General features: G+C 60.4%; 15 protein-coding genes. 8 read left to right on the top strand and 7 right to left on the bottom strand.

Annotated features, from left to right (window positions below; genetic code table 11):
• The first annotated feature begins 12 nt into the window (after positions 1-12).
• Entirely contained in the window at positions 13-2,430 is a 2,418-nt protein-coding gene (locus tag F0311_RS08140; RefSeq protein WP_150461439.1) for a glycoside hydrolase family 3 N-terminal domain-containing protein, read from the top strand.
• A 117-nt stretch (positions 2,431-2,547) separates the two neighbouring features.
• On the opposite strand, the gene F0311_RS08135 is transcribed toward F0311_RS08140, so the two are convergent.
• A complete protein-coding gene (locus F0311_RS08135) occupies positions 2,548-3,567 on the bottom strand; it encodes a LacI family DNA-binding transcriptional regulator (RefSeq protein WP_150461438.1) in 1,020 nt (339 codons plus the stop codon).
• A 172-nt stretch (positions 3,568-3,739) separates the two neighbouring features.
• Between F0311_RS08135 and F0311_RS08130 the strand changes: the two genes are divergently transcribed.
• From F0311_RS08130 to F0311_RS08105, 6 genes are read left to right on the top strand one after another with little or no spacing between them, the layout of a single operon-like run.
• Positions 3,740-5,404 (top strand): amidohydrolase, encoded by a 1,665-nt coding sequence (locus tag F0311_RS08130; RefSeq protein ID WP_150461437.1) that lies wholly within the window; start codon positions 3,740-3,742, stop codon positions 5,402-5,404.
• A gap of 30 nt (positions 5,405-5,434) precedes the next feature.
• A complete protein-coding gene (locus F0311_RS08125; protein WP_150461436.1) occupies positions 5,435-7,069 on the top strand; it encodes an ABC transporter substrate-binding protein in 1,635 nt (544 codons plus the stop codon).
• Positions 7,070-7,106: 37 nt separating this feature from the next.
• Positions 7,107-8,060: an ABC transporter permease gene (locus tag F0311_RS08120; protein ID WP_150461435.1), complete on the top strand. Its 954-nt coding sequence runs from the start codon at positions 7,107-7,109 to the stop codon at positions 8,058-8,060.
• Between the two features lie 3 nt (positions 8,061-8,063).
• Positions 8,064-8,939, top strand: a complete 876-nt coding sequence (locus F0311_RS08115) for an ABC transporter permease (RefSeq protein ID WP_150461434.1) — start codon at positions 8,064-8,066, stop codon at positions 8,937-8,939.
• 57 nt (positions 8,940-8,996) lie between these two features.
• On the top strand, positions 8,997-10,670 hold the full coding sequence (locus F0311_RS08110; RefSeq protein WP_150461433.1) for an amidohydrolase: 1,674 nt from the start codon (positions 8,997-8,999) through the stop codon (positions 10,668-10,670).
• A 56-nt stretch (positions 10,671-10,726) separates the two neighbouring features.
• Positions 10,727-11,896 (top strand): MFS transporter, encoded by a 1,170-nt coding sequence (locus F0311_RS08105; protein ID WP_150461432.1) that lies wholly within the window; start codon positions 10,727-10,729, stop codon positions 11,894-11,896.
• 79 nt (positions 11,897-11,975) lie between these two features.
• On the opposite strand, the gene F0311_RS08100 is transcribed toward F0311_RS08105, so the two are convergent.
• Positions 11,976-13,649, bottom strand: a complete 1,674-nt coding sequence (locus tag F0311_RS08100) for an ABC transporter ATP-binding protein (protein WP_150461431.1) — start codon at positions 13,647-13,649, stop codon at positions 11,976-11,978.
• A 47-nt stretch (positions 13,650-13,696) separates the two neighbouring features.
• Here F0311_RS08100 and F0311_RS08095 point away from each other — a divergent pair, with 47 nt between their 5' ends.
• Positions 13,697-14,557 carry an NADPH-dependent oxidoreductase gene (locus tag F0311_RS08095; RefSeq protein WP_191089817.1) on the top strand — a complete coding sequence of 287 codons (861 nt, stop codon included), beginning with the start codon at positions 13,697-13,699 and terminating at the stop codon, positions 14,555-14,557.
• Positions 14,558-14,569: 12 nt separating this feature from the next.
• Here the strand turns inward: F0311_RS08095 and F0311_RS08090 are convergent, their stop codons facing one another.
• The 5 genes from F0311_RS08090 to F0311_RS08070 form a co-directional block, all read right to left on the bottom strand.
• Positions 14,570-14,854: a HigA family addiction module antitoxin gene (locus F0311_RS08090; RefSeq protein WP_223881212.1), complete on the bottom strand. Its 285-nt coding sequence runs from the start codon at positions 14,852-14,854 to the stop codon at positions 14,570-14,572.
• 13 nt (positions 14,855-14,867) lie between these two features.
• On the bottom strand, positions 14,868-15,146 hold the full coding sequence (locus F0311_RS08085; protein ID WP_150461430.1) for a type II toxin-antitoxin system RelE/ParE family toxin: 279 nt from the start codon (positions 15,144-15,146) through the stop codon (positions 14,868-14,870).
• Between the two features lie 261 nt (positions 15,147-15,407).
• The gene (locus F0311_RS08080; protein WP_150461429.1) at positions 15,408-17,150 is read right to left on the bottom strand and encodes a glycoside hydrolase family 43 protein; all 1,743 of its coding nucleotides are present in this window, start codon (positions 17,148-17,150) and stop codon (positions 15,408-15,410) included.
• Entirely contained in the window at positions 17,147-17,815 is a 669-nt protein-coding gene (locus F0311_RS08075) for a DUF624 domain-containing protein (RefSeq protein ID WP_150461428.1), read from the bottom strand. Before F0311_RS08075 ends, F0311_RS08080 begins: the two co-directional genes overlap by 4 nt.
• A gap of 195 nt (positions 17,816-18,010) precedes the next feature.
• Positions 18,011-19,708, bottom strand: coding sequence for an ABC transporter substrate-binding protein (locus tag F0311_RS08070; RefSeq protein WP_150461427.1), 1,698 nt, complete (start codon positions 19,706-19,708; stop codon positions 18,011-18,013).
• Positions 19,709-19,746: the final 38 nt, after the last annotated feature.

Genomic DNA, 19,746 nt, shown 5'->3' with positions numbered 1-19,746 from the left:
AGGAGAAGCATTGTGACCGAGCGCATCACTGGAAAATGGAACGACGCCGCCCTACCCACCGAAGAGCGGGTAGAGGCACTTCTGGCTGAGCTGACTCTGGAGGAGAAAGTCGCCCAGCTCGGCTCCCACTGGGAGATGCGCGAGGACCCGGACACCCAGGGCGAGGTCGCTCCCATGGAGGATGCGATGTCCTCCGGCAAACTGCCCTTCGCTCAGGAGATCGCCCATGGCGAGGGTCACTTGACCCGCACTTACGGAACCATCCCGCTGGAGGTGCAGGAAGGAGCCCGCGACCTGCGGGAGCGCCAGGCCGGGGTGATCGCTGCAAACCGGTTCGGCATCCCGGCCATCGCCCATGAGGAGTGCCTGACCGGCTACACCGCCTATAAGGCCACCGTCTACCCGACCTCCCTGGCGTGGGGGGCTACGTTCAACCCCGAGCTGATCGAGGAGATGGCCGCAGCCATCGGCACCGATATGGCCGCCACCGGAGTCCAGCAGGGTCTCTCCCCGGTGCTGGATGTGGTCCGCGATGCCCGCTGGGGCCGGGTGGAGGAAACCATCGGTGAGGACCCCTATGTGATCGGCACCCTGGCCACCGCCTATGTGAAGGGTCTGCAGTCAGCCGGGATCATCGCCACCCTGAAACACTTCGCCGGCTACGCCGCCTCTCGTGCCGCCCGAAACCACGCCCCGGTGCATATGGGCAGGCGTGAGCTGATCGACCTGATTCTCTACCCCTTCGAGCTGGCAGTCCGCGAGGGCAAAGTTGGCTCGGTGATGAACTCCTACGCCGATATCGACGGCGAAGCACCCGCGGCCTCCAAGTGGTTGCTCACCGAAGTCCTCCGTGAGGAATGGGGCTTCGAGGGCACCGTGGTGGCTGATTACTGGTCGGTGGCCTTCCTGGAGAAGATGCACCGAATTGCCGAAGACCAGGCTGAGGCCGCCCGCCTGGCGATCAGCGCAGGATTGGACATCGAGCTGCCGCACACCGGTGGCTACCGCACCCTGGCCCAGCAGGTCCGCGAGGGCAAGCTGGACGAGTCCGTGCTGGACCGTTCGGTGCGCCGGGTGCTGAAGCAGAAGGCGGAGCTCGGCCTGCTCGACATCGCCGAAGACGGCAGCGGCTGGGAGCCAAAGATCGACGAGTCGGTGGACCTGGATTCCGAGGCCAACCGCGAGCTGGCTCGTCGGGTGGCTCATGAGTCTCTGGTGCTGCTGAAAAATGACGGTATCCTCCCCCTCGATCCGGCAAGTACCGGCAAGGTCGCAGTGGTAGGCCCCTCCGCCGATGAGCCGCGCACCATGATGGGCTGCTACTCCTTCCCCAACCACGTGCTGGCCAAGTACCCGGCTGACACCTTCCCACATAAGGGCATCGGTGTGCCTATGCCCTCCATCTTGGACGCCTTGGGTGAGCGCTTCAGCCAGGTCGTCTATGAGTTCGGTTGCCCTATCGTGGACTATGACGACGCCCGATTGAGCCAAGCGAAGACCGGAGCTGGCTCCGAGTCATCCGAGGCGATTGAGGAGCGTGAGCGAAACGACGCTGGCATCGTCGCAGCTGCCCGGGCTGCGGCTGAGGCTGACCTGGCCGTGGTCACGGTAGGCGATCTGGCCGGCATGTTCGGCGCCGGCACCTCCGGCGAGGGCTGCGACGTCGAAGACCTCAAGCTGCCCGGCGCCCAGCAGGAGCTGGTCGAGGCCGTGTTGGCCACCGGGACCCCCACCGTGTTGGTGGTGATCTCTGGTAGACCCTACGCCCTGGGTGCAGTGGCTGATGAGTGCGCTGCCATCGTGCAGGGATTCTTCCCCGGTGAGGAGGGCGGTCCCGCGCTGGCGGACCTGCTCACCGGTGCTGTGGAGCCCACCGGGAGGCTGCCCATCGGCGTGCCCGCCCACCCCGGCGGCCAGCCGGTAGGCTACATCGCCGCACCCTTGGGTCAGAACAGCGAGGGTGTCTCCAACCTGGACCCCACCCCGCTCTACCCTTTCGGCTATGGGCTGAGCTACTCCAGTGTGGAGTACTCCGATCTGTTGGTGGAGTCCGCCGAGATCGCAGTGGACGGCACGGTCAACGTCTCGGCCAGGGTCACCAATTCCGGCCAGCGCCCGGTGGCCGAAGTGGTGCAGCTCTACTTCGGCGACCGCAACGCCCAGGTGGCCCGCCCGGTGAAGCAGCTGCTCTCCTACGCCAAGGTAGAGCTGGCTGCGGGGGAGTCCAAGGAGGTCACCTTCTGGGTACACGCCGATCGCTTCGCCTTCACCGGGGTGGACTACACCCGGATCGTGGAGCCCGGCGCCATCGACCTCTGGGTCGGCCCCAACGCCGGCGAGCTGCCCCTGGCCGGGGAGGTGACTCTGGTGGGTGAGACCCGTCAGGTCACCGGTCACCGCGTCCTCACCACCCCTGCCCGCATCAGCTGACGAACGATTAGCAACTTGGTAGCAATGGTTTCAGATTCAGCTCGCCAACGGAACATAGTAAAGAACCTCTGCGAATGAGTCCCTGCTGGGCGTTGTTGTGCACAGATGAGTCCTTGATTACGGGACTTGCGCGGCACCTGTTGACTCACGTACCACAAGTGCTACTGGGAGCAGCACAGTACGAGGGCTGCTGGCTTCGGCATGCATCAGTTGTAGCATAAGCGCGGCTGCCTCGGTCCCGATATCATAGTGAGGCACTTTCACGGATGTCAGCGGCGGGCTGAGTTTGTCCACGAAGGGCATGTCGTTGAAACCCACTACGCTGATGTCGTCGGGGCAGGCGATATGATGAGTCCGTAAGGTGTCGAGACAGCCGATGGCGAGCATGTCATTACCTGCCACAATCGCAGTGAACTCCTCTCCAGCAGCTAAGAGCGCTGCCGCGAGTTGTTCACCCTCTTTGGTGCGGAATGTTTTGGCGTGAACTACCAATTTCTCATCTACTGCGAGATTCTTTTCCGCCATGGCGAATCTAAAGGCTTGGGAACGCGTTTGGCCGGTAGAAGTGTCTAGTGGTCCGCCCAGATAGGCAATGCGACGGTGACCGAGCCTGACCAAATGGTCTACCACGGAATATACCCCTGGAGCGTCGTCGCTGGTGACGCTGGCTATCGATTCGCCGTGTCCGTGCCGATTCGCGTGGACCACAGGGATACGATGTTCAGCCAGTTCTTCCAATGTAGGGCCTGAAAGATGCGCTGAAGCCACGATAAGGCCATCAACGCTGCGTCCCATCAGTGCGCGGATCTGAGTCTGTTCACGTTCCCTGTCATCGTCAGTATTGGCCACCAATGCGATATAGCCGTGTGGGCTAAGCCGATCTTCGACGCCGCGGACAAGATGACCTATTACAGGTGAAGCAATATCTGGGACGACTACCCCAACTGTCTGAGTCCGGTTCTTCTTCAGTCCGCGGGCGATAGTGTTCGGGGTGTACCCAAGTTCATCGGCCACCTTCTGCACGCGCTCTCGAGTCTTTTTGGCCACCAAATGGGCTGTATCGGGATTAAGGGCGCGACTGACTGTGCCGTAATGCACTCCCGCGGTGCTGGCTACCTCCCGGATCGTGACTCTCATAGCGCTTCCTCACAAATCCCATTTAAGACTATTAGTGCAAACGATAGCCTATTATGTTGCAGCGATAATTTCCATAACACGTTGCCTTTCCTAGCGCTAGTGACCTTTTATGACACCAATGTAAATTTTCTCCTGGGGAGTTGACGCTCGAATCGAACGGCTCGTAGCATCGATGTACAGCACACGTTTGCATAATCATTTGCCAACTTTTGGGAGCACCATGACACAACAGGCAGATATCGTTCTCCGTGGTGGAAAGATCACCACAATGGCGCTGGGTTCATCCGCCCCAGAGACAGTGGACTCGATCGCCTTGCTGGGGAGCGAAGTACTCAGCGTGACTGACGCTGAGGCCCACATCGGCAATGGCACACATGTCATCGACCTCAAGGGCGCCAGGGTGGTTCCCGGGCTCATCGACTCGCACGTTCACTTCATCCGGGCCGGGCGAACCTGGAACGATGAAGTCCGTTTTGAAAACCTCTACAGCCTCAAAGACGGTTTGCATGCTCTCGCTGAGCGGGCAGCCTCCCAGAAGGCAGGCACTTGGATACGCGTCATTGGAGGATGGGACGAGCACCAGTTTGCTGAGCAACGCGGTCCCACGCGTGAAGAGCTGGACCAGGTCATCCCAAATCATCCTGTCTACGTTCAGATGCAGTACGACTACGCTGTGCTCAACAGTCTTGGGCTGAAAACTCTAGGTATCACCACTGAGACTATTGATAAAACTCCATTGCCGGAGGGCTTCGAGAAGGACTCGGAGGGCTCTATCACTGGCAAAGCCTCGGGCATGCCGCTGATGACTTGGTTTTACCGTCAGCTGCCCGCTCCAAGTTATGACGAGCAAGTGGAGTCGACTGTTGCCCTCTCTCACGAATTTGCGCGTTTGGGTATGACAGGTGCCATCGACGGCGGCGGTGTCAACACAGGTCCCGAGGCCTATGCCGCGGTGTATGAGGCGTGGCGCCAAGGGCGCTTGAAGACCCGTGTCCGGCTCTTTAAGCACGCAACTCGTGCAGGCACTGAGCAGGCGGACTATGCGGGCTACTTACGGTTTGGCTCTCCTCGCTTTGGTGATGACATACTGCGCTTCTCGGGTATCGGCGAGGTCATCATGTACCGTACCCACGACCGTATCGCGGCCCCTGCTGACTACGGTGAAGAAGCCATGGCTGAAACGCGGGAAGTGCTGCTCGAGTGCGCCCGAAAAGGCTGGACGGTGCAGATCCACGTGCACCAGCGGGAGTTTTTTCTCAAGCTGTTAGATCTGTGGGAGGAGATTGACTCAATCCACCCGATTAACCAGCTTCGGTGGTCTTTCGTCCATGCTGAATCTACTTATCTCGAAGACGCAGAGCGGCTCAAGAAGCTCGGTGCGGGGCTTCTTTTCCAGTCACTGCTTCGTTACAACGGTGAGTATGCCGTTGAGGCATGGGGCGCAGACAGGGTAGCCCATTCCCCGGAGCTGGCTGACCTTTGGGATGCCGGTGTGCCCATCGGTTTGGGGAGCGACGCTATGCGCGTAGCTTCTTACAATCCCTTCGCCAGTCTCGAATGGTTTCTCACCGGGAAGACTGTGCGGGGCAATAAAACCCTGGACGAGAAATACCTGCTGGACCGGCATCGTGCGCTGCGCGGATACACCCAAGTCGGGGCTTGGTTCACGCATGAGGAAAATGTTCGGGGGCAGCTGGTTCCCGGGCAGTACGCAGACCTCGCTGTGCTCAGCGAGGACTACTTCACCATCCCTACCGACCGGATTCATACCCTCACCTCTGACCTCACTATTGTCGGCGGCGAGATTGTTTGGGACTCCGGAGCACTCCACCACTGATGAGAACCTCTATCCATAAAGGAGCCACCGATGGCTATCACACCTAAGCACAACAGACTAACTACAGCTCTCGGGGCTGGGCTTATCGCCGCCCTGGGACTGACAGCCTGCGGGAACGGAGGCGAAACGGAAGCAGTTGGAGATACAGATGAGAACATCCCAGGAGAACTCCAGGAAGGCGGAAGTCTCACCATCGGAATCTCAGGGGATCCGGGAAACCTTGACCCCACCTTCGCCTCAACTCTGACCTCCCTCTCTGTGTACAACGCAATGTGCGAGCTGCTGTACAACGCCGACGATGAAGGCAACGTGTACCCCCAACTGGCAGCTGATTCTCCCGAGTTCAGCGAAGACGGTCAGATCGCGACGATCCCGCTGCGGGAGGACGTAGTCTTCCAGGACGGCACTCTGATGGACGCGGAGGCCGTCAAGTTCTCCATCGACCGCCATATGGAGGCCGAAGGATCGCAGCGCAGTGGCGAGCTCTCCGCTGTTGAGTCCGTGGAGGTTGTCGACGAGCACACCGTCGACATCCATCTTGTGGAACCCACCGCCCCAGGTGCCTTCGACGTGATCTTTACTGACCGAGCCGGCATCATCGTCTCGCCCACCGCAGTGGGTGAGGCTGGGGATGAGGCTTTTGCTGAAAGCCCAGTCTGTGTAGGGCCGTTCGCTTTCGAATCCCGGATGAGCCAGGACCACATCAGACTGACGAAGGATGAAAATTACTACAACGCAGATAACGTCTATCTCGACGAAGTCACTTACCAGGTCATCACCGACTCCAATGTCCGGGTGACCAATCTGCGTTCTGGCGATGTCGACGTCATTGAGAGGGTTCCGACTACTGATGTAGAAGACCTTGAAAGCGCTAGTGGAGTTGTTTTGGAACGCCGGGAAGGACTCGGCTATATGAACATCGATATCAACATTGGCAATGTCGATGGCAACCAGGAGCCCGCCGGGCAGGTCGAGGGGCCGCTGGCTGAGAATCCTGATGTACGCCGCGCGTTGGAGATGAGCCTTGACCGTGAGGCTATCAACCAGGTGGTCTTCAACGGAGAGTACGAAGTGGCCTGTGGCTTTATGGCGCCGTCTTCAGAACTTGCCACCGAAGCTACTTTGGCATGCCCAGGCTACGATCCTGACGGTGCGGCAGATCTTCTTGAACAAGCCGGAGTCGATACTCCTCTCGAAGTCGAATTGATGATCAATACCATGCCTGAGATGCGTCGGATGGGCGAAATGATTCAGTCCATGGCTGGGGAGGTCGGCTTTGAGGTGACTCTCGATATTCAGGAGTCCACTGTGACCATTGAGCGGGGCTACGGCGGAGACTACGAGACCTATATCAACTCTTGGTCGGGCCGTATCGACCCTGATGCGAATATCAGTCAGTTTGTCGCCTCAGACAGCCCGCGGACTATGACGAAGTACAGTAATGAAGAGGTTGACGAACTGCTTGCTGCTGCTCGCGCTGCACAGGATCCTGAGGAACGTGCCGAGATGTACGAGCAGATTAATGCTCAGCTGCGTGAGGATCTTCCAATGATCTTCCTGGTGCGTCCCGTCAACCTGGTGGGAATCCGGGATGATGTGGCCGGAATCGAGCTGCGGCCTAATGGTTCGGTGGTACCCACCTATGCCGGATTCGTCGAAGACTGAGTACCCAGAACAACACTGAGTCTAGGAACCACTCTCTATGATGTCCTACCTGTTGCGTCGCCTCGGGCATGCTTTCATCACGCTGTTCGTGTCAGTGGTCGTGATTTTCTTCGGAGTGCGCGCGCTCCCTGGAGACACTGCCGTGGCATTGGCCGGGCAAGAAGGCTCGCCCGAGGCGATCGCCAGGGTTCGTGAGCGGTACGGGCTTGACGATCCCTTGCACACTCAGTTCTTGACTTACCTCGGAAACCTCCTGAGAGGTGATTTGGGCCGATCATCCAACACGGGTGGCGAAGTCACTAGCATTATCGCCTCGGCCCTACCGGCCACAGTGCAGCTGGCGGTGCTCTCCATGCTTGTGGCCATGCTGGTCGGTATCTCTTGTGGCATTCTTGCCGCCGTCAAACAAGGCAAACCTGGTGAGTGGCTCGCTAATGGTGTAGCCCTCTTTGGGCTTTCTGTGCCGAACTTCTGGCTGGGCCTGCTACTGATCCTGACCTTTGCAGTGATCTGGCCTGTCCTGCCGGCTTCTGGTTATACACCGTTGTGGGAAGACCCGGTGGACTCTATGCGGAGGATGGTTCTGCCATCCATCGTGTTGGGCACTGCTTTTGCCGCGATCATCATGCGCCAAACCAGGGCAGCTATGCTGGAAACTCTCACGGCTGACTTCGTGCGCACTGCTCGGGCCAAGGGCATTCCTGCAGGAGCCGTGATCACACGGCACGCCCTGCGCAACAGCTTGATTACCGTCATCACAGTGGTGGGGCTGCAACTGGGCACCCTGATCAGCGGTGCCGTTGTTACTGAGCAGGTTTTCGGCATACCTGGCTTCGGCAAGCTGACGATCGATGCCATCATCTCGCGTGATTATGCGATGGTTCAGGGGGTGGTCCTAGTGACGGCCGCAGGATATGTGCTCATCAACCTCGCGACAGACGTCGTCTACTCCTTAGTGGATCCTCGCATCCGAGTTCAGGAGGGCAACTGACCAATGACTCTGACTACATCCGCACCTGCTCCTCCAAGCAACCCTCTGCGCCGCAAGCCACTGCGCCAGGCACTGTCCTCACCTGCTGGTTTCGTAGGATTCGTTATTGCTGTGAGTATGGTTCTGTTAGGTATCCTCGCGCCGCTCATTGCCCCTTCCTCGCCGGAGGCCACTGCCTTTGACCGCATTTTTCTTCCCCCGGGAGAAGGTGGTCTCTTCGGCACTGATGACTTGGGCCGGGATCAACTTTCCCGCGTCCTGTACGGCATCAACGCTTCCGTGACCATTGGGCTGCTCTCTGTGCTGCTCTCGGCAGCTATCGGGGTGCCCATGGGGTTACTTGCCGGATACTTCCGTGCAGCAGATGCAGTAATTTCCCGCATCATCGAAGTCATGATGGCTTTTCCAGCCCTGATTGTCGCGCTTGGCTTAGCTGCAATCCTCGGTCCTTCAGCTACTAACGTGACTATCGCCCTGGCCATCTCCAACGTTCCAGGATTCGCCCGCATCATTCGCGGTGAGATGTTCAGACTCAGAGGTCAAGATTATATCACTGCATCGGTAGCACTGGGTGCTTCGCATACTCGTGTCATTGGCACCCATCTGCTGCCCAATGCTATGAGTGCTCTATTGGTACAGGTCACAGTGACTATCCCGAACGCTGTCCTAGGTGAGGCGATGCTTTCTTTCCTAGGCCTTGGCATCCGGCCGCCTGCACCGTCACTAGGAACCATGCTCTCCAATGCCCAGCCCTATCTGCAGAGCGCCTGGTGGATGGCGGTAATCCCAGGTCTGGCGATCATGGCTATAACCCTGGCGTTCAACCTCTTTGGTGATGCACTGCGGGACGCCCTGGATCCCAAGTCTCAGCGCCGCTGAACTCTGATAACCCACGCTTCTCACCGACTCAGAAACAACAATGGAAGGTAACTCTTCATGGCCCAGTCGGCCCCATATGACCTGATTCTCCACTCCGGTTTGATCACCACTCTTGCTCGAAAGAGTTCAACTCCGGCTGAAGCTACTGCACTTGGCATCCGCAATGGTCGGGTCGCCGCAGTAGGCAATGACGACGAGGTCCTTAGCGCTGCAGGAGCCGCTCCTCGTATCAACCTCCAGGGACAGCGCGTCATCCCTGGTCTTATTGATGGACATATTCATGCCTTGCGTGCTGGACGGACTTGGAATGACGAGCTCCGATTCGAGGATGTCTACGATCTTGAAGAGGGCCTCCGAATGATTCAGGAAGAGGCCCAACGTCGTCCGGCGGGAGAGTGGATCAGGATCATCGGTGGGTGGGATGAGCGCCAGTTTTCTCAGGGACGCGGCCCTACCCGGGAGGAGCTCGATGCTGCGGCTCCGCATCACCGCGTCTATGTGCAGGCCCGCTATGCTTGGGCACAGCTCAACACCCTTGGAATGAAGGCCATTAACCTCACCGAGCAGCGTGCCCAAGAGGCGGAGCAAGCTGCTCAGGCTACTGCCGGCGGCGGTTATTTTGAGCGTGATGAGGAGGGCAATCTCACTGGCCGGGGGTACAAGTTGCCCATCATGGGATGGTTCTACCGGCAGTTACCCACTCCTAGCCAGGAGGAGCAGGTGGCCTCAACGGGAGTTCTCACCAAGGAACTTGCCCGTCTCGGAATGACAGGATTAGTGGACGGTGGAGGTATCAATACTGGCCCTGATACTTACAGCGCCCTTTATGAAGCCTGGCGTCGCGGACTGCTGCGTACTCGCTTCCGGCTCTTCAAGCACGCTACCTCCGGGGGAACCGAGCAGGAGGATTTCCGTGGCTACGCGCGGTTCCTGCAGCCCCATGAAGGCGATAGCATGCTGCGCATTAGCGGTCTGGGTGAAGTCGTACTCTTCCGAAGTCATGACCGTTTTGGGCAGCCGGGGGACTGTTCCCCTGAAGCAGCCCAGGAAATGTATGAGCTCCTTCTGGAGGCTGCGCAGAAGCGGTGGACCATTCAACTGCATATCCATACCCGGGAGTTCCTGGAGGTTGCTCTGGATGTCTGGGAGCGTATCCACGAAGTGTGCCCTATCGACGAGCTGCGCTGGGCTATTGTCCACGGCGAGCCGGTGGAAAAGCGAGACATACCACGGCTGAAGAAGCTTGGCATTATCATGTCCATCCAGTCCCTGATGCGGCTCTCGGGCGAATATGCCATCGAGCTCTGGGGTAAGGAACGGGTCGCAGAGGCGCCTCCAGTCCGGGCTCTGTACGAGGCAGGCATTCCCGTTGTGCTGGGATCTGACGCGATGCGTGTGGCTTCTTATAACCCTTTCGCCTCCCTGCACTGGTTCATCACTGGTCTCACTGTGACCGGAAGCCCTACCTTGACCGGGGAGAATCTTCACAGCCGGGAGGAGGCGCTGCTGGGTTATACCTACGGCGGGGCATACTCTACCTTTGAAGAGAATGAGCGTGGCACTCTTGAGCCGGGCAAGCTTGCAGATATCGCCGTGCTGAGTAAGGACATCATGACAGTGGAGGTTGACGAAATCCCCCACCTAGAATCCATACTGACTCTGGTTGGCGGACGTATTGTGCACTCCTCGGGAACACTCACGGTGCCTGAGATCATGGAGAGTGGCGAGTGAGGACCACCGCCCAGAAATCACTTGAGGCTCAGTCCTCTGGGGCCCCTTCAAAGGTGATGACCTCTACTAACATTGTGATCGTGGGGGCGCTGTTTCTGCTCACAGCTGTGGCCTTCATGCGCACCCCCCTGTTGCCTGATATGGGCGAAGAACTTCAGCTCAGCGCCACGCAGATCGGTCTGATCATGACCTTCTTTGGACTCGGCCGGGTGGTGACGAACTTCCCCGCCGGGTGGTTGGCAGATCGAGTCTCGTCGTCTGTTCTCTCACTGAGCTCGGCGGCCCTAATGGCCGTGGGCACCTATGCCGTGGCCTTCGGCCAGCTGCTTTCGGTGATTCTCGTCGGAGTGACGGTGGTCGGCATCGCCTCGGCTTCGATGAGCACCGTGGCTATGACCTCGTTGACCCGGGAAGCACCGCCCAACCGGCGGGGCCAGGCCATGGCCATCTATTCCACCAGCCTGATGGCCGGCCAGATGCTTGGTCCCGCGCTCGCGGGCTTCGCCGCAGCCGCCTTCACCTGGAGAGTCACCCACTCCGTAGCGGCGTCGCTCGCCGTGGTGGTACTGCTGACCATAGCCGCAATCGCTTGGCGTAGCGCCAGGAGGTCGGCAACTGCGGTTGCGGCGGGAGGAGCTGCTAAACCCGTTGAGCAACCTGATCTACTGACCCCCTGGAGCATGGCGGCGGTATGCTTGATCGCCTTCACGGTGTTCTTCACCATGGGAGGCCTGCTCTTTACTGTGGCAGCTCTCATCGCCGATGAGGAGCTCGGCATGTCCACTGTGGTTATTGGATTGGGTCTGGGGCTCGCTGGCTTTGCCCGCATCGTAGGCGCGAACATTTCCGGCAAGATCGCTGACAGCGTCTCTCGCCGGGCCGCCATTCTGCCGAGCCTGATCGTCTTAGCCGTGAGTCCGCTAATGTTCATCCCGCTCAACACTGTGACTTGGTTCATCGGAGTGACCATCTTCGCTTTCGCTACCTCAGGGGTGGCTATCGCCAGCACGGTGATCGCGGACCGCTCGCCCAAGCGAGTGCTGGGCCGCCGGATGGGTCTCTATCGTGCATTGGGCGACCTGGGCCTGTTCATGGGACCGGTGACCATCGCTGCGGTGTACGAGCACACCGATCGGTTGTGGACCATGGTGGTGCTGGCCGCTGTGACTGTGATTGTGATGGCGCTGACCACCAAGGCGCTGGGGAATCGCACCAGTATCAACTGATCGATACAAGAAACGAGTGAGGGGGCAAGGCTGTCACAGCTTGCCCCCTCACCCCGTGGGTGCCTGGCCTGGAGTGCCGCTACGCGGCGCCGGGAATAGCGGCCAGCAGTTCCTGGGTGTACTCCGCGCCCGGCTGGTGGTAGATCTCCTGGGGAGAGCCTGATTCCACTATGGAGCCGGTTTTCATCACGTAGACCTGGTGGGAAAGCATTTGCACCACAGCCAGATCGTGGCTGATGAAGAAGTAGCTGAGGTTCAGCTCATTTTGCAGGGAGACTAGCAGGTCGAGGATCTGTTCCTGGACGATGACGTCCAGGGCGGAGACTGCCTCGTCCAGGACCAGCATTTCAGGGGAGAGCGCGAGAGCGCGGGCGATCGCCACCCGCTGTCTCTGGCCGCCGGAGAGTTCATGGGGGAAGCGCTCGGCGGTGTGCTTCGGCAGCGCCACCTGCTCCAGCAGCTCGGCGACTTTGGTTTTATGGTCGCGCTCGATCCGGTGTATGCGTAGCGGTTCGGAGATGCTGCGCCCTATGGTGAAGCGGGGATCCAGCGAGGCATAGGGATTTTGGAACACGGGCTGGACTTTGCGCCGGAAGGCTAGCTCATCACCCTTGACCATGGCGTTGAGATCCATCCCGTCGATGATGATCCGCCCGGAGCTTGGCTTCTCGAGCCCCAGCACCATGCGGGCTGTGGTGGATTTCCCGGAGCCTGACTCTCCCACCAGGGACACGGTGGTCCCGCGTAGGATGCTGAGTGAGACATTGTCTACAGCGGTGAAGGTTTCCTTCTTGAAAAGCCCCGAGCCGCGCACCGGATAGTGCTGGGAGACGCCCTCTACCGAGACGATCAGGTCCTCGGCGGTATCGGGCTGAAGGGCCGGGCGCAGCTCGACCAGCGCGCGGCTGGTAAGTGTGGGCACAGCGCTGAGGAGCCGCTGGGTGTACTCATGCTTGGGTGCGGCCAGGATTTCTTGCGCCGCCCCGTACTCCACGAGTTCTCCGCGGTACATCACAGCAACACGGTCTGCTCGCTCTGCTGCCAGTGCTAGATCATGTGTGATGAGGATGACCGCGGTGCCCAGCTCATCAGTGATGTGCTCCAGGCGGTCGAGAATCTTCCTCTGAACAGTGACATCCAGAGCTGAGGTCGGCTCATCGGCGATAAGCAAGCGTGGGTTGCAGGCAAGACCCATGGCGATGAGCGCGCGTTGCCGCATGCCTCCGGAGAACTCATGGGGAAACTGGTCAGCCCGTCTTTGTGGATCGGGAATTCCCACCATTTCCAGCAGTTCTACAACCTTTGGTAGGGCGGTCCGCCTGTTCGAAGCCTGGCCGTGCTGGATCAAAGCCTCGGCGATTTGCCGGCCGATCTTGTGCAGGGGGTTGAGATTAGACATGGGGTCCTGTGGGACGTAGCCGATCCCTTTGCCGCGAACCTTGGTCATTTCACGGTCCGAGAGCGCAGCGAGGTCCTGACCGTCGAACATCACTCGTCCAGTGGTGAGCTCACCGTTGGAGGGCAGCAGCCGATTGATGGCTGCTGCGGTGGTGGATTTCCCCGACCCCGACTCGCCAACGATGGCGAGAGTCTCTCCTGGATGCAGGGAGAGACTCAGATTCTTGACAGCTGTCGACTTTCCGGAGGGGGTCCGAAAGCTGACCGTCAAATCATCGATTTCAAGAAGCGAGTTCACAAGGGTCTCCAATCGTGAATGAGTATAAGTTCGCACACGTTTGCATCTAGGGTACATAGAGGAGTGTTTCAGAGGTGTAAAAGTAAGTCGGTAGATTTGTGGGTATGCCTGAGACTGCCTCGACACCGATGACCACGCCCACTGACCAACTGCGCGCCCGCTGGGGGGCCGAGCCTGGGTTCACTCCTGAGGAATGGAACCCCACTCTGGAGACCATGGTCTCGCACCGATCGGTGCGCCAATGGTTGGACCGTGAGGTCACCGAGAACCAGATCCGCACCATCGCTGCGGCTGCGCAGTCCGGCTCCACAAGCTCCAATAAGCAGGTGGTCTCCGTGGTGGCGGTCCGCGACCCGGAGGCCAAGCGTGCTTTGGGAGAGGTCGGCGGCCCGAACCAGTTCCCGCATATCTCCACAGCACCGGTGGTGCTGGTCTGGCTGATCGACACCTCTCGGATCCGCAAAGCAGTAGAGCAGGCTCAGGCAGAGAAGCCCCAGATCGAATACACCGGGGCTGAGTATCTGGACGAGATTCTGGTCGGTGCCTGCGATATCGGCGTTAACGCTCAGAACGCCGTGGTCGCTGCCCGTTCCCTGGGCCTGGGCACCTGCTACCTCGGCTCGCTGCGCAACAACGTGGAGCGGGTCGGCGAAATCCTGGGCGCCCCTGAGCATGTGGTGCCGTTCCTGGGCCTGCTGGTCGGCTACCCGGATCCGGAAGAGCCGGCTGGTATTAAGCCGCGGATTCCACAGAGCGCCTACCTGCACTGGGATTCATACGACGCTGCGGCCGCCACCGATGTGGGGGACTATGACCAGATCCTGGCCGACTACTTCGCCCAGTACGGCAAGCCCAGCTCCTGGACCTCGGGACTGGTCTCACGGGTCGGCCCTAAGGCGGTCAAAGTCGCCAAGCGCCACCTGCTACGCCGTGTCTTCGAACGCGCCGGCTTCGCCCTTAAATAAGCAGAATTGCGACTAGGACTCCAGGAGAGACTTCACCTGTGGTAGCTCCTTATTGCGCTCCTGCGCCAGGTCGTAAGCGAGCTGAATCCGCAGCCACTGCTGTGCAGTACTCAGCCCGGATGTCTCGAGCCGACGGGCAAGTGAGGCGCTCACGGCTGCCCGGCAGTTGAGCACCCGGCTGAGTGCAGCACGAGTCACGCCAAGCCGTTCTGCCGCCTCAGACACTGACAGGCCAAGCTCGTTGACGATCTCCTCCCGGAGGATCTTACCGGGGTGCACCGCTTCAAACATCTCCATTGGTTTGCTCCTCTCAGTGATAGTCCTGATAGTCCACCAGTTCCACGTCCTGCCCTACGAACCGAAACGTCACTCGCCAGTTGCCACTGACCCTCATGGACCAATGCTCTTTCACGTCACCGGTCAGCTGGTGTAATCGGAATGAGGGAAGACTCAGATCCTCCGGTCCGGTTGTTTGGTGCAATGTGGCCAGGATCAGGCGCAAGCGTGGTGCATGCTCAGGCTCTATCCCACGTTTCGACCCGGTCTCAAAATACTTCTGCAAGCCCTTGTGACGGAAGCTGATGATCACATATTCAGCTGTATAGTATAGCTATACAGTCAGCAATGGTTGATTTCTCAAGGCGTGGACGAGAGCGGCACGTCAGGAGCCTCAGGTGAAGGTTCTGAGCTCGGCTATGTGTTTCTCGAGGCTGATTTCACTGAGGGGCCGCTCCCTCAAGGATCTTTGCTCAGACCCTCAACAGCCACGCGGTACTCATCCGAATTCCAAGGGATGGATTGATCATCCTCACGGCTGCGTCGGTCGAAAACTTCGTTGCGTTTGCGCCGCTCACCTTCGATGGGGGTATAAGACATCCTCGGTACCCACTGGCGAATAGACCAGTTCTCGGAGAACCATGGAGGAACTGGTGGGGCGGCCGTGGCTGGTGGCGAAGACACCCAGCCACAGGCCTAGGAATCCACCGGTGGTCACCGTGTCCAGCTGGCGGCCGTCGGCCGTGGCGACGGCGGCGCCGTCCAGCGTGAACGTGTAGTCCTGCTCACGGGCCTGCAGACCGAGCACCACGCAGTCCGCTTCGGACCAGGGCTGCTCGCCGAGAACCGTGTCGCCCCCAGGCTGGTGGAGCACCGCACGCAGCAGCCAATCATCCTCCCGGCGCAGCAGCGCGAGGTAGGCGTGGTGCTCCTCGGACTGACGTACGACGACACCAGTCTCCTCCCCGGGTGTCAGGGTGGAGAGGTTCAACTCAGCAGTGAGGTCCAGGCGCCTATGCTGCTGCCGGATCCCCAGGAAAGTCGGTGTAGTGCGTTCGGTCAGAGTCGTTGGCTGAACCCGAAGTATCCACCTCTCGTCCTCCACTGAAGCGAAGCCGTCCCAGGGCCCACGCAGTGAGGTCCAACGCGGATCACTAGGGAGCACCGGACCGCCGGTGACGGTGTTGGGGGCGGTGGCGAGTGTATGTCCCGCCGCTTCCTGAGGTGGCCCACCTGAATGCTTTGCATTCGCGCGGGTCCCTGCTATCAGGGGTCCGCCTCGACCGGCTGTGGTGTCACCGGCTTTCGTGTCTAAAGCAGCTGGGACAGTGGGCTTCCGCTGTCCCAGCTGGACACTTTCGGGAACCTCGACCACGGCAGGCACTCGACCCTCGTCAGGGGCGAAGACCGGCCAGCCGTCTTGCCACTCCACGGGCACCAGGAAGGTCTCCCGGCCTAGGTTGTAGTGGTACCCGCCGTAGGTGCGCATACCCAGCAGCACCGCCCACCAGGAGTTGTCGGGAGCCTCCACCAGATCGGCATGCCCCACGCCGACCACCTCCGGTCCGCGCCCGTGCCCGGGATGGCCCAGGTGCCGGTGGGTGAGCACCGGATTGGCCCTGCTGCCCTCATAGGGGCCGGTCACCGCCTCACTGCGGGCGATGCACACCGCATGGTGGAACTCGGTGCCGCCCTCAGCTGCCAGCAGGTAGAATCGGCCGCTGCGCTCGAAGAGATGTGGTCCCTCGGCCCACACCGCGCCGCGCATCGCACCTGTCCAGATGATGTGCTCGGCACCGACCAAGCCGCGGTCCGGGTCGTACTCCCGCAGCCACACTTCGGTCTGCCCCTCCCATTCCGGGGTGGGCGCCGGGCGGGTGCCGTGGAGCCAGATCCGGTCGTCATCGGCGAAGAAGATCGAGGGGTCGATGCCGTCCACCGGGGTGCCGTGCTCGTCGCGAAGCCAGCGCGGCTCCGACCAGTCCCCGGCTGGGTCCTCCGCGGTGACCAGGAAGTTCCCGTGGTGCGGGGCGTCAGGGGCTCCGACGCGGGTGCACACGAGGTAGAAGGTGCCGTTGTGGTGGCGGATAGTGGGCGCGAACAGTCCGCGAGAAGATTCCACGCCGTCGAAAGTCATCTGGGCGGGCCGGTCGATCACATGCCCGATCTGTTCCCAGTTCGCCAGGTCGCGGCTGCGGAAGATCGGCAGTCCCGGCCACATCTCAAAGGTGGAGGTCACCAGGTAGTACCAGTTACCGGCGCGGCAGATGCTGGGGTCCGGGTAGCAGCCCGGCAGCAGCGGATTGGAGATCCTCATGGCAGGGGGCCGTGGCCGGGTTTAACCAGGCCCTCGTTGATCTGGATGAGCATCGGTCGGACGATCCTGGCCAGCAGCACCAGCATGAAGCTGGCCAGCAGCACCAGCACCCAGTCGGCCCAGAAGAATACGATGGCCCCGGCCAGAATCGTGTGCGAGACGATGCCCAGGGCTGACAGTGGAGCATGTGCGGTGCCAAACATCACCACGGCGAACAGGTCTCGGGTGCGGAAGCTGAAGTTTGCGATGATGCAGAGCAGGGCCACACCGTAGATCGCGGCACCGGCAGCGATGATGAACCCGCCGATGATGAACACTGTGGAGACCTGTGAGTATGCGGCATTGAAAGCCACCAGCGTGCAGAGGGTGACCACTGGGATCCACACCACCATGGTCTGCACGAAGGATTCGATGTAGCCCTTCCAGTAACGCAGCCAGGGCACCACGTCCTGATCGGCTCGCCAGGCATAGACGCCTGCGCTGATAGCCGGGCCGAAGAACAGGGTGAAGACGGCATAGAGCGGGATGTTGCTGGGGTGCTGCTCCAGGAAGAAGATGCCGATCAGCGCCGGCAGGGTGACCAGCACAAAGGCGGCCTCGATGACGATCAGGCGGTAGACGAAGTTCGTCAGCCTGGTCAGCGGTCCTTCGCGATCCAGATCCATAGGTCCTTTCCTAGCATGAGCTGCGAGCGAAGCGATGCAGCGACTTTAGGCGTGATGGCCGCGGCAACGCGGCCGAGAGGCGAGTGCGACCTGTGCGCGCCGCCGGGACCAGCACAGAGCGGAACCTCCGGTCCCGACCGGACTGCCTCAAGCCGGTGGGACCGGAGGTCCGCAGTTTATGATGAGGGGCGAGGATCAGTCCTCGATGTCCTCCTCGATGCCGTCGAGCTCCTCCTGAGCGCGCTGATACGCCTCATTGTGCAGCTCGACGTACTCGTCCAGGCCCGAGTTCTCGAGCTCAGCGAGGAACTCGTCCCATTGGTCCATGGACCGATTTCCGGCGATGAACTCAGCCACGCGAGTATTCGTGGTCTCGTTGAGAGCGTTCTGGGTAATGCTGGCCCGCTCGAGCTCCAGGTCGTCGAGTGGACGCGGCGGATCCACCGGCTGGATTTCCTTCTCGAACATGGACTCGCGGAACTCGATGACCTCGTCACGTGCCATGGAGTTCATCAGATCCACCGAGGAGCCGTGGACGAGCATCCAGACACCGTTGTGGAAGCCGTAGTCCGTGTTCAGCGACTCGTCAGCACCAGGGTTGAGGTTGTTGATATCGATGTTCTCATCCAGGACGCGCTGATCGCCGTCCCTCTCGAAGGTCTCACCCTCAATGCCCCACTTGGCGTATTCCAGGCCCTCATCGGAGTAGTAGAGCCAATCGAGGAACTGCATCAGCGCCACGAAGTAGTCCTCGTCCACCACATTGGAGTTGACCACCAGGCCGCCCCAGAGGCGCCCTCCGGCGACCACGTTGCCAGCAGGGCCGGCCGGGATGGACAGTAGGCGCACCTCCCAGTCTTCCTCGCCGACTTCCTCGATAGAGTCGCGGTAGTTGAGGATCTCCTGGTCGTTGGCGAAGATCGCTGCGGACTGGCCGGAGGCGAACTTCTGGATGGCCAGATCGTCATCCTGGGTCAGTGTCTCGCCGTCGAGCAGACCTTCGTCCACCAGCTCGGCGAAGTAGCCGACCATATCGCGGAAACCGTCGGTGGTGGGGGCGTAGACGAACTCATCGGCGTCGGCGTCGTACTGCATGCCGTCGCCGAAGCCCCAGCCGCCCACGGTGTCGAAGCTGGCGGCAGCTTGGTTGAGGGTGGCGTTGAACTCCCAGCGATCGGAGTAGGGGTGCATATCTGGGTAGGCCTCTTGGACCCCACGCAGCTGATCGGCGAACTCATCCCAAGTTTCGGGCTCGTCATAGCCGAGCTCTTCCCAGATGTCCCAGCGGACGGCGATACCGTACTCATAGAACGGTTCTTCCTGGATGCCGGGCAGGATGTAGAACTTGCCGTCGGCCTGGTAGAGGCCGTCGAAGTCACCCTGCAGCTCCCAGTCCTCGATCTTCTGAGTCAGGTTGGGCATCAGATCCAGGTAGTCACTGACTGCCAGCAGTGAACCACCGGCAACGAACTGGGTCTCATCACCAGGGTCGAAGATCGGGATGAAGTCCGGCATATCACCGGCACCGATGACCAGAGAACGGCGATCCTCCCAGTCCGAGAGCGGTGCGTTGGAGGTATCCACGGTGACGTTGTGCTCTTCCTCCAGATAGGTGAGGAAGCGCCAGTCGTTCTGGATCGGATAGTTTGGGTGGTCCCGGTAGAGCTGGGTGAAGGTCACGTCTTCGGTGGCCACGAAGGTGTCACCGGCCTCGAAGTCCTCCATCGCGCCTGAGCCGACCTCCTCAAGGAGCTCCTCGGTGTCGACCTCCTCCTCATCGTCGTCGCCGCCGCAGGCACTGAGCACAAGTGCGCCGATGGCTAGCATGGCCGTACTGGTGTACAGGCGGCGTCGCTTGTTCAGCGGTGCGGCCGTGTGTGTCGCGTTTTTCATGGTGAGAGTGTTCCTTTCCTTGGGGTGGTAAGGCTTGA

The organism is Nesterenkonia ebinurensis (genome assembly GCF_008711175.1).
Taxonomy (GTDB): Bacteria; Actinomycetota; Actinomycetes; order Actinomycetales; family Micrococcaceae; genus Nesterenkonia; species Nesterenkonia ebinurensis.
The sequence above is the reverse complement of the archived record's forward strand: the minus strand, read 5'-3'. Positions and strand labels throughout refer to the sequence as shown.

What these genes read in the sequence shown, in the direction of transcription:
- F0311_RS08120 (WP_150461435.1), top strand. Translation starts at nt 7,107, where the DNA reads ATGATGTCCTACCTGTTGCGTCGCCTCGGGCATGCTTTCATCACGCTG.
- F0311_RS08090 (WP_223881212.1), bottom strand. Translation starts at nt 14,854, where the DNA reads ATGGAGATGTTTGAAGCGGTGCACCCCGGTAAGATCCTCCGGGAGGAG.
- F0311_RS08080 (WP_150461429.1), bottom strand. Translation starts at nt 17,150, where the DNA reads ATGAGGATCTCCAATCCGCTGCTGCCGGGCTGCTACCCGGACCCCAGC.
- F0311_RS08075 (WP_150461428.1), bottom strand. Translation starts at nt 17,815, where the DNA reads ATGGATCTGGATCGCGAAGGACCGCTGACCAGGCTGACGAACTTCGTC.
- F0311_RS08110 (WP_150461433.1), top strand. Translation starts at nt 8,997, where the DNA reads ATGGCCCAGTCGGCCCCATATGACCTGATTCTCCACTCCGGTTTGATC.
- F0311_RS08125 (WP_150461436.1), top strand. Translation starts at nt 5,435, where the DNA reads ATGGCTATCACACCTAAGCACAACAGACTAACTACAGCTCTCGGGGCT.
- F0311_RS08135 (WP_150461438.1), bottom strand. Translation starts at nt 3,567, where the DNA reads ATGAGAGTCACGATCCGGGAGGTAGCCAGCACCGCGGGAGTGCATTAC.
- F0311_RS08095 (WP_191089817.1), top strand. Translation starts at nt 13,697, where the DNA reads ATGCCTGAGACTGCCTCGACACCGATGACCACGCCCACTGACCAACTG.
- F0311_RS08130 (WP_150461437.1), top strand. Translation starts at nt 3,740, where the DNA reads ATGTACAGCACACGTTTGCATAATCATTTGCCAACTTTTGGGAGCACC.
- F0311_RS08105 (WP_150461432.1), top strand. Translation starts at nt 10,727, where the DNA reads ATGACCTCTACTAACATTGTGATCGTGGGGGCGCTGTTTCTGCTCACA.
- F0311_RS08100 (WP_150461431.1), bottom strand. Translation starts at nt 13,649, where the DNA reads ATGTACCCTAGATGCAAACGTGTGCGAACTTATACTCATTCACGATTG.
- F0311_RS08070 (WP_150461427.1), bottom strand. Translation starts at nt 19,708, where the DNA reads ATGAAAAACGCGACACACACGGCCGCACCGCTGAACAAGCGACGCCGC.
- F0311_RS08115 (WP_150461434.1), top strand. Translation starts at nt 8,064, where the DNA reads ATGACTCTGACTACATCCGCACCTGCTCCTCCAAGCAACCCTCTGCGC.